General features: G+C 47.1%; 12 protein-coding genes. 11 read left to right on the top strand and 1 reads right to left on the bottom strand.

Features of this window, described 5'->3' with window-relative positions; all coding sequences use genetic code 11:
- The first annotated feature begins 5 nt into the window (after positions 1-5).
- The 6 genes from WC659_04305 (at position 6) to WC659_04330 (ending at position 7,424) form a co-directional block, all read left to right on the top strand.
- Positions 6-884, top strand: a complete 879-nt coding sequence (locus WC659_04305; GenBank protein MFA4873131.1) for a glycosyltransferase family 2 protein — start codon at positions 6-8, stop codon at positions 882-884.
- On the top strand, positions 881-2,350 hold the full coding sequence (locus tag WC659_04310; GenBank protein ID MFA4873132.1) for an O-antigen ligase family protein: 1,470 nt from the start codon (positions 881-883) through the stop codon (positions 2,348-2,350). Before WC659_04305 ends, WC659_04310 begins: the two co-directional genes overlap by 4 nt.
- A 494-nt stretch (positions 2,351-2,844) precedes the next feature.
- On the top strand, positions 2,845-3,822 hold the full coding sequence (locus tag WC659_04315) for a glycosyltransferase family 2 protein (GenBank protein MFA4873133.1): 978 nt from the start codon (positions 2,845-2,847) through the stop codon (positions 3,820-3,822).
- A 13-nt stretch (positions 3,823-3,835) separates the two neighbouring features.
- The gene (locus WC659_04320; protein MFA4873134.1) at positions 3,836-4,654 is read left to right on the top strand and encodes a glycosyltransferase family 2 protein; all 819 of its coding nucleotides are present in this window, start codon (positions 3,836-3,838) and stop codon (positions 4,652-4,654) included.
- Positions 4,655-4,720: 66 nt separating this feature from the next.
- Complete coding sequence (locus WC659_04325) at positions 4,721-6,670, top strand: DUF4012 domain-containing protein (GenBank protein ID MFA4873135.1); 1,950 nt, start codon at positions 4,721-4,723, stop codon at positions 6,668-6,670.
- Positions 6,671-6,875: 205 nt separating this feature from the next.
- Positions 6,876-7,424 carry a hypothetical protein gene (locus WC659_04330; GenBank protein ID MFA4873136.1) on the top strand — a complete coding sequence of 183 codons (549 nt, stop codon included), beginning with the start codon at positions 6,876-6,878 and terminating at the stop codon, positions 7,422-7,424.
- A gap of 302 nt (positions 7,425-7,726) precedes the next feature.
- Here WC659_04330 and WC659_04335 read toward each other — a convergent pair whose 3' ends face one another.
- Positions 7,727-8,479, bottom strand: coding sequence for a hypothetical protein (locus WC659_04335; GenBank protein ID MFA4873137.1), 753 nt, complete (start codon positions 8,477-8,479; stop codon positions 7,727-7,729).
- 619 nt (positions 8,480-9,098) lie between these two features.
- Between WC659_04335 and WC659_04340 the strand changes: the two genes are divergently transcribed.
- The 5 genes from WC659_04340 (at position 9,099) to rseP (ending at position 14,044) form a co-directional block, all read left to right on the top strand.
- On the top strand, positions 9,099-10,106 hold the full coding sequence (locus WC659_04340; protein ID MFA4873138.1) for a rod shape-determining protein: 1,008 nt from the start codon (positions 9,099-9,101) through the stop codon (positions 10,104-10,106).
- 122 nt (positions 10,107-10,228) lie between these two features.
- A complete protein-coding gene (locus WC659_04345) occupies positions 10,229-11,149 on the top strand; it encodes a DNA polymerase III subunit (GenBank protein MFA4873139.1) in 921 nt (306 codons plus the stop codon).
- Complete coding sequence (locus WC659_04350; protein ID MFA4873140.1) at positions 11,146-12,195, top strand: hypothetical protein; 1,050 nt, start codon at positions 11,146-11,148, stop codon at positions 12,193-12,195. Before WC659_04345 ends, WC659_04350 begins: the two co-directional genes overlap by 4 nt.
- A 109-nt stretch (positions 12,196-12,304) precedes the next feature.
- Positions 12,305-12,856: a ribosome-recycling factor gene (locus WC659_04355; protein ID MFA4873141.1), complete on the top strand. Its 552-nt coding sequence runs from the start codon at positions 12,305-12,307 to the stop codon at positions 12,854-12,856.
- 21 nt (positions 12,857-12,877) lie between these two features.
- Positions 12,878-14,044: an RIP metalloprotease RseP gene (gene rseP, locus WC659_04360; GenBank protein MFA4873142.1), complete on the top strand. Its 1,167-nt coding sequence runs from the start codon at positions 12,878-12,880 to the stop codon at positions 14,042-14,044.
- Positions 14,045-14,232: the final 188 nt, after the last annotated feature.

The following is a 14,232-nucleotide window of genomic DNA, read 5'->3' on the forward strand; positions in this document are numbered from 1 at the left end:
TGGGTATGGATTTTTCAGTAATTATTGTAAGCTGGAATTCCAAAGAGTTTCTTGAGCGTTGTGTGAAGTCGGTGCAAAGGTGCGCCCAAGGCCTGTCATGTAAAATTATCGTGGTCGATAATGCGTCTACCGATGGGAGCGCGGATTTTGTGCGCGATACCTTCCCTATGGTGATTCTCGTACGCCTTCCTGCAAATACGGGCTTTGCGCACGCGTGCAATGTAGGCATTACACATGCGCAAGGGCGTTATATTTGTTTTTTAAATCCTGATACGGAGTTACTAAATAGCGCACTTCAGCATTTAGTATCTTTTATGGATCAGCACCCAATAGCCGGAATCGCAGGGGGGATGCTGCAAAATGTTGATGGGAGCAGGCAGGTATCAGTCAGATCATTTCCCGCACCCCTCGTCGCGCTGGGGTTGGCGCTTAAAATTCCCCATATACCGGTGCTGCGTGCATTGTTCCGCACCTATTTTCAGGACGCCTTCAATTATGAAGTAAGCCAGCAGGTAGATCAGGTTATGGGAGCTTTTTTCATCGTGAGGAATTCCTTCTTAACCCAGGTGGGCGGATTTGATGAGCGTTTTTTTCTCTGGTTCGACGAGGTTGACCTTATGCGGCATGCACATGAGTTGGGGTGGCAGGTGTGGTATTATCCTCGCGCAAAAGCAATCCATTGGGGGGCGCAAAGCTTTTCCAAAGTTTCCTCCTATGAGAACCAGAAGCAATTTCTCATCAGCATGAAACGTTATATTGGCAAGTGGCATGGAAAGCACGCCGCGTTGCCGCTCATTATTTCGACTCCTCTTGTGTTATTTGTATATCGAATTTTTTTATTAATTTTATTTAAAATAAACAAGGCAAACGCCACAAATATATGAAGAAAGCCTTCGGTGCCGCCCTTCTATTTTTTTTATGTTCGTTTCTTAGTTGGCAATGGCCATTCCTCAATGGGATATTTGCCGGCATTATTACCATTTGCATCATATATTTATATTTAAAATATCCTGAGATTGCGTTCGGTCTTGTATTCGCCGAGCTGGCCATGGGAGGAAAAGGCTGGTGGCTGAGCTTACAATTTGGCGATACTATATTGCCTATCAGAATTCTCATTTTTACAGGAGTATTTTTGTCGTGGTTTGGCACTATCTTAATTCACTCTAGAAATAGCTCGTCGCCATTCGCCCTATTGAAAAATATACCTGCGGGGATCCGCAGTGTGCTTATTATATTGGGATTGAGTATAATATGGGGAGTCGGGTGGGGCTTGGTGAGAGGGAATGGGTTTGGGCCAGTTTTTTTTGACGCGAACGCGTGGATATATTTAATTATTCTATTCCCGTTGTTGTCCATCGTTGATCAAGGGAAAGGAAATATTTTTTTAAATCGTACCGTAACGTATGTGCTCGGGGCAGGCCTTGCAAATGCGCTGCTCACACTCATATTTTTTCATGTATTTGCGCATCAATATGTATTTACCCACACTATTTACTTATGGATTCGGGACATGCAGTTTGGCGAGATTACTTTTATTCGCCCTGGCGCATGGCGTGTTTTCCTTCAAAGCCAGGTATGGCTGCTCTTTGTGGCGGCGTGGTTCTTTCTCACGAGTATCGCTAAATCTCAACAGAATAAAATTGCTCATATTGCTTTATTATCAGTCACTCTTTCAGCGCTTTTCATCAGCTTCAGCAGGAGTAATTGGATTGGACTTATTGCAGTAGGTATAACCGGAGTCACATTGACGTTGTATCATCACGCTGCGCCTGTAAAACGCATCCTTGCAGTGACTGCGGGAGGAATACTGGGAGCCATGCTCCTTATGATTGCATTTCAGCGCATTCCGCCGATTCCCGCAGGAGGGATCCCTCTGCGTGAACGATTAGCGATAGAAGCAGCGGGATCAAGCAGGATGAACCAATTAAGCCCGTTAATGAAGGCAATAGCCAAACATCCTGTCATCGGCTCTGGATTCGGTACAGCCCTCACCTACATCAGCGCAGATCCGCGGATCGTCGCACGCTCGCCGGGGGGGAGCGGCATGTATACCACAAGCGCATTTGAGTGGGGCTTTTTAGACATTTGGTTAAAAATAGGACTTGTGGGATTGGCGGGTTATTTGTGGCTTATTGCGGTAATCGGGAAAAATTTATGGGATATGATGGAACAGACAGAAATTCCCACGCTCGCGGCAGCACTATTGTTAGCATTGGTTGGCATAAGTACTGTTAATATCACCAGCCCGTACCTGAATCATCCGTTGGGGATCGGGTTGGTGTTATTGTGTATTTGCGTTATAGTATTAAAGCAACAAGACCTGCAGCCACAGAGTGGTGCAGGCCTTTGATGTTCAGCTTTTGGTTTAGCTGATTTCCCAACGTACCATCATGCTGTGTATTAACACGTCCCACAGGCAAAACACACCTGCGAACACCAACCCAATGTTTTCAAGCACGGGATAACTAAATATATCTCTCCCGGCGTAAAAACACGCTCCTGCAGATATGATGGCGATAAAAATGTGAATGGTATTACCCAGAACTCTTTTTTCGCTCCCGCGTGACATTCGTATCACCTCCTTTAATCGCTAGAGTTAACAGTTTTAGATTTTAAAATAGGTTTAACGTTGTAAAATAGCAGAAGAAGAAGAAGTCAAGAGGGGAGGTAATGTCCCAATTTCCAATCTCCAATATCAAATTAATGTCCAATGCCCAACGAATGATTAAATGCCTGAATGGCCAGTTTGATGTTTTATGAATTGGGTTTTCAGCCGAAGGCTGGTCCGCCTCTGGCGTGATATTGGAAATTGGTCATTGGGGTTTGGGATTTTTCACCTTAAATATGCCCAAAGTTTCTGTCCATATTGTCACGCATAATTCGCAGCCTTTTTTGGAATCAGTGTTGCTGTCGCTTGAACATCAGACCTTTAGTGACTGGTCCGTGCTTTTGGTGGATAACGCATCAAGCGATGGTACCTTGAGCTATCTTGCGGAACGTTGGCCGCAGTACAGGATTGTGCGGAATCGGGAGAATGCCGGGTATGCGCGGGCGCATAACCAAGCGATCCACTTTACCGAGAGTGATTATGTGCTCACGCTCAATCCCGATGTGATTCTGCATGAGTGGTATCTCGCGCGGGTGGTTGAGGCATTGGATCAAAACCAGCACGCAGGGAGCGCCACTGGCAAAATTTTGCGCGCGCAAGGGAATCCCGGCGAATTAGGGAACAGCACCTTTTCCCGCACGCTTGACAGTACCGGTATTCTCATTGACCGCAGGCGTTGGTTTCGTGATCGTGGGGCAGGGGAGGAGGATCGCGCACAGTACGATTCGAGTACAGAAATTTTCGGCCCTAGCGGCGCGGCGGCGCTTTATCGCCGAAAGGCGCTTGAGAGCACCGCATATCGCGAAAAAGAAAGAGTGGAATATTTTGACGAGCTGTTCCACTCCTATAAGGAAGATGTTGACCTTGCATGGCGATTGCAGCGCCGAGGCTGGCGCGCGCTCTTTGTGCCGCGCGCACGCGCATACCACTATCGCCGCGCAGGCACGACAGGCACAGATTTGAGGACTATTTGGCATGAGCACGCATCCCGCACTGCACGCATTACTTTTCTCTCTTACCGCAACCATATATTTTTACTTGTTAAAAATGAACGTTGGCTCAAGAACTGGAAAGAGCTGCCATGGCTTTTATCATGGGAATTTGGTAAGATAGGATATCTTCTTTGTACGCATCCTATTATACTTTTTCGTGCGTGGCTGGATGTTATGAAGAATTGGCGGGTCCTTATAGACAGGAGAAAATATCTCAAATGATAGTTGAGCAAATATGTATCTTTCCATAATTATCTTGAACTATAAAAAAATCAATCTGGTGCGGCAGCAACTCCGTTCATTAGACGAGCTCCATCTGCCATTTTCTTATGAAACAATTGTGGTTGATAATGCGTCAGGCGATCGTATAGAGACGCTTTCAAAAGAGTTTCCCAACGTTCTGGCATTGCCGCTTACATGGAATTGCGGAATGGGCGCAGGGAATAATACCGGCCTGAAACGCGCGCAAGGAGAATATGTGCTGATCCTTAACCCTGATGTCATCCTGTTGCCGCGCGCGATTGAAACGCTCTGCGAATACCTTTCAAAGTCACCGCGGGTCGGTATGGCAGGACCAAAATTGCTAAACCCTGACCAGACTCTCCAATACAGCTGTTTCCGTTTTCCGCGCTGGTATACCCCTTTTTTTCGAAGAACAAAACTGTCGCATTTCAGCGCTGGCAAAAGTGAACTGGACCGTTTCTTAATGCGCGAATGGGATCATAATGATATCCGCTCCGTCGAATGGCTGCAGGGTTCTGCGTTTCTTGTGCGGCGCAATGCGCTCGAGGAGGTTGGTTTATTTGATGAGCGATTTTTTCTTTTTTTTGAAGATACGGACTGGTGCCGGCGTTTTTGGCAGAAGCATTGGGAGGTGGCGTATGTGCCAGATGCGGTTATGGTCCACTATCCGCAGCGACTTTCATCGTTTGACGGGATCTGGACTTTTTTTAACCGGCTCACCTGGATCCATATATCCTCATGGGTCAAATATTTTTGGAAGTGGAGAAACCAGAGGTTAAATCCCAATGACCAATTCCCAATGACCAATTAGTGACGCGGATTCGTATATTGCGAAGTTTGGGATTTGGAATTTGTAATTTGGAATTTATCATGTGATATGCCTATTTCCGCCTTAAAAATTTCAAGCTCTCATGAATTCGAAGGAGCGCATCCACATGAGTCTAAAAGTGAAGAAAAATCGGATAAGCGCCATCCCTTGAGGGTTGTCGCGGGCGCGTTCTTTATCATATTCATATTATTATGCATACTTATCGCCGTCGTGGCGGCCCCTTTTTATTCCCTCTGGAAGCAGAGGGGCGCGCTCCCTGCATCGGCGTATGCATTTAAGGAAAGTATTGCGTATGAACCGATTGGCGAAGTTTTAACCCGCTATGCAGATTTTCGGAATAATATGGAAGTGTCACGCGCTTCATATGAGAAGATTTCCGGGCGAATACCTTTTGTATTTAAAGATCAAAAGAACAAGCTGAATGATACATTCCAGTATGCATCTCAAGCGATGGTAGATTTAGAGCCTCTTTTACCGCAGATGATAGAAGTGCGGGATGCGCTCGGGAAGAACACCTTTTTTGATTTGCCAGCGGAGTCACGCCTTCAGCTTACCCGCCGTTTGGGTGAAATTTCACCTAAACTTCAGACGATAACCCGCGATGTTTCTCTTTTTACCGATGCGTATGGGGAGCTGCCGCAGACCGTACGCACCTATGTATTTCCACAATTGCCATCCCCTGAAGCGCTGCGGTCATTGAGGGACGGTGCGCTGTTTGTCGCAAATATTTCAGCGTTGATACCGTATCTGCCTCTGGAGGGACAGCGGTATCTCATTCTCTTGCAAAATTCAACGGAACTGAAACCAACAGGAGGTTTCATTGGCACGTATGCGGTTGCCACCATTCTTCACGGGAAGCTGGTTGAATTTGAGAGTGATGATGTATATAACTTTGATATAAGAGGGAGGGACGGCCTTCCTCCTCCTCCGCCGCAGCCCATAAGGACTTATGCGGGCCAAGATGCTACCTATTTGCGTAATATCAACTGGTCGCCTGATTTCCCTACCACCGCGCGTGCCATTCTGGAATACTGGAAAGCAAAGGGCAGTGCACAGTCTTTGAGCGGCGTGATCGCCCTGACTCCAGAAGCAATCACGCCCATGCTTGAAATTTTAGGTCCCTTAAATGTATATGAAAGGATGGTGACCAGCGAAAATCTCGTGTCAGTGCTTGAGGAAGAAGTTGAAATGGAATATTGGAAGCGGGGGATTGAGAAGTCGCGCAGAAAAGATTTGGTTGGGCTCTTGGGCCGCGTGCTAATAGACCGCATAAGCAACACTGAGAACGCAACGCTTTTTGAGATCGCTGCAAATCTTACGCGCTCGTTCGCCACAAAAGACATCCAGGCATATTATTCCCAAGCGCAGGCACAGGATTCATTACGCGAAAGCGGATGGGCAGGCGCAGTGCCGCCACCGGGAGACAATGACGTAGTGTTTGTCGTGGACGCCAATATGGAGGCGTTAAAAACAGATGCAGTCATCAAGCGGACTATTTCCTATTCATTGGATGCGACGAAATCGGGTGTACCGCCGCTTGCCACGCTTTCCATTACCTATGACCATCAAGGAAAGCCTGACTGGAAAACATCGCGCTACCGCACGTACACGCGCATCTATACGAACCAAGGGGCTATCAGGTCCGTGGATGGCAATGTTGATGAGCAGGGGAAGCAAACGCCTTTGGATGTCACTGAAGAGCTTGGATATGTGATATTTGGCACGTTCACTACGGTGGAACCTAGCACCTCACGCACGCTCACGTTCAAATACTCGCTCAATAATTCTGCGCTAATTAAAAAACTCTCAAAAGGAGCCTATACCCTCCATGCCGAACGCCAAGCCGGCAGCGGCACGCCAACCCTCAACCTTAATTTCCATTTTCCAAAATCTATTATACTTCAGGATAAAATTCTCCAGTCAAAATCAAAAAAATCAGATGAGTTTACTTATTCATACCCTCTTACCCAATCAAGAACCTTTTTCGGCAGTGAATAAATTTAGTCACAATTAAGTGTCTAAATTGATAGAAGATATAGTTATTAATAACCTCTCACGGGCATACCGTTGAGGTTTTGTTATTATACATTCTGTAAAACAAGAATAATTATTAAAAGATACCTGTACCTATATACAGCGATCGTTGCTAATAGGGAGGGATATGATATACTCTTTTTATACTTTTATCCATTAAGAAGTAAATATGAGTTTGCGCACTAAGGAGTCTCTCACAGAACGTGTACTTTCTAAACTCACTGAGCTTGAGCCGATTTTTAGTATGTCATCAGGCGCGGCGTATGAGCTTTTCGGTTTTAATGATCTTAGAAAAATGAGACGGTGGGACCGCTATAAGCGCGAAAAGGCAAAACGTGAACAAGATCGCATTAAGAAAGCGTTTAGGAATCTGGTAAATGCAGATCTTGTGACTTTGATAAAAGGAAAAGAGGGTAAGTACCGCCTTACCCCAAAAGGATGGCTTAAATATGCGTATACCTACTCACAGCATTTCAAAACATCAAATGCTCCTCAAGGTAAGCAAGGTGGCTACATCCTTATTTTCGATATACCCGAACAATATCGGCATTTCCGCGATACCTTTCGTAACGTGCTCTATTCGCTTGGATTCAGCCAGTTGCAAAAGAGTGTTTTCTTTACCCAAGACAAGAAAGCGTTCGAATTCGCAGGCAGAATTGTAGTGAATTGTGAATTAGAAGAGAGGGTAAAATTTGTAGTTGCGGATAAGATATTCTAGCGAAAAAGTGTATTTGTATCTATGCCTATATACCACGATCGCTGCTAATAGGCACTGATTCAAATTAAGGAATGGAGAGAAATAACAAGATGGAAGATGGATGGAAGATAGAAAGAAGAAAATTGAAGGTTTCTGTTTTTTGTGAGGTGAAAGAAAAAGTATCGTAGGGGGAAAAGTGTATAATAGTTCAATAAAAAGCAAAAACCGCGAATGATTATACGAGTGGAATATCGTACATCACTGCGGCTTTTTTGATGTCAGTCGTGAGGTGCGGTTGGTGGGTGATTTAGGGAGGGTAATTCTTATAGCCCTACGATAGTGGAGGATTTTAACGAAACTGGCGGATATAACTGGTCGGCTATATCGTTTACCAGCCTCATATACCATTTTTTCGCTTGCGCTAAAGTTGCGGGCTTGAAAAATAGAGTCTCCCTGGGAATTTGCTCCCACGGTAAAATATCTGTGATCGTTTCCCCCCAACGGTTTACAATCGAGTAATAGAAGAATGCGACGAACCATTGAATTCCATGGTATTTCCATGTGAATTCGGTATTTTTCATTTTTTTTAAATAAGTAAATGAAAAATCACCTGAATAAATTTGGTAGATTATTTCCCGCCGGTCATCCCACTGCTGCGCCGAGATGACAACGAGCGGTGTGGTGGGAGTGTTGATTTCTGGATGGAACCACGGTCCCAGACTGGATTTGGATACAGAATCTGGGGGGGTGGAAACCACCATTTTAAATGGTTCACCATTAATCAAAAATCCTCCGCAATGTGCGACGGAGAGCTTTTGATAGAAGTCCAGCCGTGCCGTATCCATTGGCACTAGACTTTGAATAACAGCAGTCCAATTTTTCCTACGAAGGCCTGTATCGACTTTATTAAAGTCGACGGCACATCCATAGGAATTCCTCCACATGGATTCTACCACCTCATAGAAGTAAGTTTCTGCTGTCGTGACGTACCTTTCTCTCTCGTCACGATACGCTTCCTGCTGCTGTTCCTTCTCCAACTGACTTTGGCCGCTATTGCAGCCAAAATACGAAAACAAAAAAATCCCCAGGACCCCTGCCAATAAAATTGCTCGTGCGTTCATGGCGCACCTCCATTAGGTTTAGTGAAACATTGTTTTGATTTATAGACTTTTTTATAGTGTATCACACCTCCTCATTTGTTAATGAAACAATTTTTATTTGATTGGCTTATAAAGGATTGGTTTACTACTCTTTCTCTCTCCTGTCAAGGGTGGATAAGTGGGGAGGGGGGGAGTAGGTAGGAGCGATTATAAAGTAATGGGGGAATGGTTACGGTCATAAGGTGAATAGGACGGATAAGTCGTAATAGGGTGGATAGGTCGGATAAGATTGTAAGTCGGAATAGGGCAGATAAGGCAAATAGGGTGGGTGAGTCGTGATTAGGGCGGATAAGTTGGAAAGGTTGGATAAATTAAATTGGACTGGTGGGTTGGATAGGTTAATGTATTGAGATAATAGTTTGTTTATTTTTGACGAAAGGGGGATTTTTATGTATAGTAAAGACACTGAATGAGCACTGAATTGGTTGTGGTGTAACACTGAAATGACACTGAAGTTGAGACACTGAAGTTATGAGTTTTTCCGCCCGAGGCGGATCCGCCTTTGGCGGAGAGTTCTAAGTTTTGAGTTCCTGTTATGTTCATCAAGAGAATCGGGATTGATTTGGGTACGACGTATACGCTGGTGTATGTGCCCACGAAAGGTATTGTAATCAATGAACCTTCGGTGGTGGCGCATTCGCTTTCGGACCGTAGGGTGCTCGCGGTTGGGGAGGAAGCCAAGGAAATGATCGGCCGCACGCCTGACACGATTGTGGCGTCCCGGCCATTGAAAGATGGCGTGATCGCGGATTACCGCACCACAGAAGCTATGCTGCGGTATTTTATTAATAAAGCCATTGGCGGCGTGCGGCTTTTTAGGCCTGAAGTTATGGTTGCGGTGCCCGCAGGCATCACTTCCACGGAGCGCCGTGCCGTTATTGACGCAACAATAGCCGCAGGCGCGAAAACCGCCTATCTCATCAAGGAACCGATTGCCGCCGCCATTGGCGCAAAAATCCCTATTGGTTCAGCATCCGGCCATATGATTGTGGACACAGGAGGAGGCACTTCTGAAGTCGCAGTCATATCGCTCGGCGGTATAGTGGCCAATACTTCTATGCGCACCGGCGGCAACAGGTTTGACAGCGCTATCACAGAGTTCATCAGGCGCAAGTATAACCTTGCGATAGGCGAGCGCACCGCGGAAGACATCAAGATTTCCATAGGTTCTGCATTGTTTCTTGAAAAAAAGCTTTCTATGAATGTGCGCGGCCGCGACACGGTCACCGGTCTTCCCCGTACCATTACCGTAACCTCGGACGACGTGACGGAAGCAATTCAGCATGAGCTGGAAACTGTCATTTCCGCAGTGAAATCCGTGTTTGCAGCAACACCGCCAGAGCTATGCGCTGACGTGATTGATAAAGGCATGGTGCTCTCAGGCGGCAGCTCTTTGTTAAGAAACATCGACAAGCTGCTCTCCCAAGCGACGGGTGTGCCTTCCTATGTGGCAGATGAACCGCTGCTGTGCGTCGCGCGCGGCACTGGGGTGGCGCTTGATAATTTAGATGCGTATAAGAGGAGCATACTCGCTACGCGATAGATCGCGTAAATCCCAATGCCCAATGCCCAATAAAATTCCAAATCCCAATATCCAAATCATAAATACCCTTCGACAGGCTCAGGGTGACAATTTGGTGCTTGCAATTTGGAATTTATAATGTTATGCGCGAGAGTAATATAATTCTATTTCACAGAGAAATTAGGGCACGATTAGGCCGTGAATATCAAGCTGGCACCATGCACCATGCCTATCTTTTTACCGGCCCGCGCGGCATAGGCAAGGCCACATTGGCCAAGTGGTGCGCGCAAATGGTCCAGTGTGAAGCTTTAGCATTATCTGACGCGCCATGCGGAAAATGCGCACATTGCCGCGCGATTGAGCACGGCACCATGCCGGATGTGACTATAGCCGCTGCGGACCGCAACGTGCGCACCGTCAGTATTCGCGAAGTGCGGGACGCGCAGGAGAGGCTTCATCAGACTCCTCTTAAGGGCCGTTTTTCCGTCCTTATTCTCATAGACGCAGACCGCGGTACGATTGCCGCACAGAACGCCTTCTTGAAAACGCTGGAAGAGCCGCATCCGCGCTCACTCCTTATTCTTACTGCAACGCAGCCATCACTGCTACTGCCCACCATCCATTCGCGGGTCGCCGCGATCCCTTTCAAGCGCATCTCCCATCATGATATGATGAGTGCTCTTAAATCAGAGTCCGTTGCCGCAGAACAGCTCATCCCTCTTGCTAACTATGCGCAGGGAGTGCCAGGAAAAATTTTCGATAATTTTAAACTGCGCGAGGATGTGGCGTCTATGTTGGCGCAAGTTGATGCGCTTAAAGATTTTAAAAACGCGCCTTTTTGGGAATTACAGACGCAGATTCGCAAGATGCTGGCGCGCTATGGGAAAGCGCCTGACGCGTTATTGCAGCTCTTGCGCAATGAAATGGCGCTCCTGTTCCGTGATCAGGACGTTTCACCCTGCGCGCGCAAGGCGCTTGGCGCACTTTGGTCCGCGCACGCGCATCATGTCAATCAAGATTTAGCCCTTGATATATTATCGTTATCACTTGCGCAACGCCTATGATGAAATCCATTCTCTTTATCCTTCTTTCCATGATGCTTTTTACCGGAATTTCATGCAGTACCATATCATTGTCAACGAACAAGGCGACAGATGGCGGGGTGTATAAGTCCCTGAATCGCGGCGAAATATGGGAACAGAAAGTATTTGTGGAAAAAGTAAAAAAGAAAATCAACACTATTGCGAGTGTCAATGTGAAGCGATTTGTGGCAGATCCGGAAGATAGCAGAGTTATCTACCTTATTACGCGCGAATCCGGCCTTTGGAAGACTACAGATGGGGCGGAGCGGTGGTTCTCCATTTACCAAGGAGGGGGCATCTCCTCGCTGGTACTTGATGCGCGCGATACCGCCCGGCTGTATCTCGCGGCAGGGAATAGGATATTGACCTCTGGCGACGGGGGGAATACCTGGGAAGAGATATATCTTGAACCGCGTTCCAATGTCAGCATTACGAGCCTTTTGATAAATCGTAATGATGCGCGGCACGTAATCGCTTCTACGAGCGCGGGAGATATCCTGGAAAGCAGGGATGAGGGAGGAAGTTGGAAAGTAGCGTACCGTTTCGATATGCCGGTATTGGGGCTTTTGCAGTTGCCGAAATCAAATTATATTTTTGCCACCACGCAGAATCAGGGCATTTGGCGCAGCACGGACGAAGGCAAAACATGGAAGTCGGTTTCAGAATCACTGAAGGAGTTCTCCGGTGCGCTTGAAAATAAGACGCTCATTCCCGATCCCGCCACCCCAAACGCGCTTTTGCTCGCGACAGTATACGGCATTTTTCGCACCACGAACAACGGCGATGCATGGCAGTCCATACCCCTCATATCAAAGCCGGGGACCATAGAAATCCTTTCATTGGCGGTGAATCCAAAGAATTCGTCACAAATCTATTACACGGTGCCTCAAGCGCTCTATGCAAGCAGCAATGGCGGCGCGCGTTGGGCAACGCTCGCGCTTCCCAGCGGCAGACTCCCTACTGCGCTTTCCGTTGATGCGTATAACCCGGATATCCTCTATATGGGGGTTACGAATCCCAAAAAGTAGTGTCGGAGATTGTCTCCGACCAATCGGTGGCAGACAAGCTGCCACGCTACACGATTTCTTAATTCTTCATTCTACATTCTAAATTCATATTTTTTAATTCTCATATTGTATGCCTACTCCTCTTGACTCCCTCGTCTCTGATTACCAAAAAATCAAAGAGCATTTTGAGCATGAGCTTTCCACGATACGCACAGGGAGAGCCATGCCATCGTTGATTGAGCACGTGCCGATCGCGGCATACGGCTCCACGATGCGCCTTATGGAAGTGGCGTCCATTTCTGTGCCAGACCCTAAAACGTTGGTCGTTGAGGCATGGGATAAGCAGCTGATCCGCGATATTGAACGGGGGCTGATAGAAGCGAACACTGGCTGCAGCGTGGCGGTGGACAAGGACGTCATCAGGCTTTCTGTCCCCGCTCTTACCCAAGAAACGCGCGAGAAGATGAAAAAAAGCGTCCAGAAAGAAGTGGAACAGGCAAAAGTAGCGCTTCGCGCGTTAAGGGATTCGGTGAAGCAACAGATTAACGGGCAAGAAAAAGAAAAGGCCATTTCGGAGGATGAGAAATTCCGCCTTTTGGAGCGCCTTGATAAGGAAATAAAGCAATTTCAGGATGCGTTTGACGAGCTGGGGAAGAAGAAGGAGAAGGAGCTTGAATTTTAATTAGGCAGCCCGCATAAAGCTATGGCCACATTCATTACATTTATTATCATCTTCAGCCTTCTCATCTTCCTGCATGAGCTGGGGCATTTTTTGACTGCGCGGCGCTTCGGGGTTCGCGTCATTGAATTTGGTTTCGGGCTTCCCGCGAGGCTTATTGGGGTCATGCGAATGAACGGCACATGGAAGGTGGTGGGAAGTTCTTATGCGCCCCAAGAGCAAGACTCGACCATCTATTCCCTGAACTGGATACCATTTGGAGGTTTTGTAAAACTTTACGGCGAGGATAAAGTGGACGAAGAGCAGGGAAAGGGGAGCATTTCCCGCTTACCCGCGTGGCAGCGCATCATCATATTAAGCGCAGGCGTTGCCATGAATGTGCTTTTTACCATTGTGCTGTTCAGCGCCGGATTTATGACCGGTACACCCTCAGTCATTGAAGATGATCTTTCATCTCATGCCAGCCTCCGCGATGTCCGCATTCAGATTGTCGAAGTCATCCCGAATTCTCCGGCTTCAGCCGCGAATATTGCGCTTCGAGACACGATACGCGCCATTAACGGCGTAGAGGTTGATTCTATCCAGGAGTTTCAAAATACGATCCGGAGCATGGAAGGAAATTCCCTCACGCTTACTCTTGAGAGCAATGGCATCACGCGCGATGTCTCGGTAAAGCCTCAAAAGCTCCCCGAGGGGGGCGATGTTCCTCTTGTGGGAGTCGGGCTTATCCGCACCGGAGTCGTATCCTACCCATGGTACCTTGCCGTGTACGAGGGGATAAGGAGCACCTATTATCTCACGCAGCACCTTATCCAGACGTTTATCGCCATACTTGTTAAATTAATTACCACGGGGAGCACTCAAGCGGTCATATCCGGCCCGGTAGGAATTGCAGTGCTTACCGGTGAGGTGGTCCATTTGGGATTTTTGTATGTGCTGCAATTCGCGGCAACACTTTCGCTTAATCTCGCCATCCTGAATTATCTGCCTATTCCCGCGCTTGACGGCGGGAGGGTGCTTTTCATTTTTATAGAGATATTGCGAGGAAAAGCGGTAAACAGAAAATTAGAGTCCATAACCCATACGGTCGGCTTTGCGCTGTTGCTCCTCTTGATTGTATTTGTGACTTACCGGGACGTGCTTCGCTACGGGGCGGGGATACTCCAGGCTCTTAAATCTTTTATTGGCTAGTGCCGTAACAATTTAATTATGCCATATCACTGGCGCGTTTTGAACAGTATTTACAGGGAGATTTGGCACTATGCATGTTGCGAAACTTAATTGTTACGGTACTAGGGCACGTAAATTAATAAACTTTTCAACTTCCACTGTCATTCCCGCCCCGTATGCCGTTACGGGGTAAACTCCAGCGGGAATCC

The organism is Patescibacteria group bacterium, from assembly GCA_041645165.1.
Lineage (GTDB): Bacteria > Patescibacteriota > Patescibacteriia > 2-02-FULL-49-11 > 2-02-FULL-49-11 > 2-02-FULL-49-11.

Coding starts and splice junctions, on each gene's coding strand:
- WC659_04305 (MFA4873131.1), top strand. CDS start 6: ATGGATTTTTCAGTAATTATTGTAAGCTGGAATTCCAAAGAGTTTCTT.
- WC659_04310 (MFA4873132.1), top strand. CDS start 881: ATGAAGAAAGCCTTCGGTGCCGCCCTTCTATTTTTTTTATGTTCGTTT.
- WC659_04315 (MFA4873133.1), top strand. CDS start 2,845: ATGCCCAAAGTTTCTGTCCATATTGTCACGCATAATTCGCAGCCTTTT.
- WC659_04320 (MFA4873134.1), top strand. CDS start 3,836: ATGTATCTTTCCATAATTATCTTGAACTATAAAAAAATCAATCTGGTG.
- WC659_04325 (MFA4873135.1), top strand. CDS start 4,721: ATGCCTATTTCCGCCTTAAAAATTTCAAGCTCTCATGAATTCGAAGGA.
- WC659_04330 (MFA4873136.1), top strand. CDS start 6,876: ATGAGTTTGCGCACTAAGGAGTCTCTCACAGAACGTGTACTTTCTAAA.
- WC659_04340 (MFA4873138.1), top strand. CDS start 9,099: ATGTTCATCAAGAGAATCGGGATTGATTTGGGTACGACGTATACGCTG.
- WC659_04345 (MFA4873139.1), top strand. CDS start 10,229: ATGCGCGAGAGTAATATAATTCTATTTCACAGAGAAATTAGGGCACGA.
- WC659_04350 (MFA4873140.1), top strand. CDS start 11,146: ATGATGAAATCCATTCTCTTTATCCTTCTTTCCATGATGCTTTTTACC.
- WC659_04355 (MFA4873141.1), top strand. CDS start 12,305: ATGCCTACTCCTCTTGACTCCCTCGTCTCTGATTACCAAAAAATCAAA.
- rseP (MFA4873142.1), top strand. CDS start 12,878: ATGGCCACATTCATTACATTTATTATCATCTTCAGCCTTCTCATCTTC.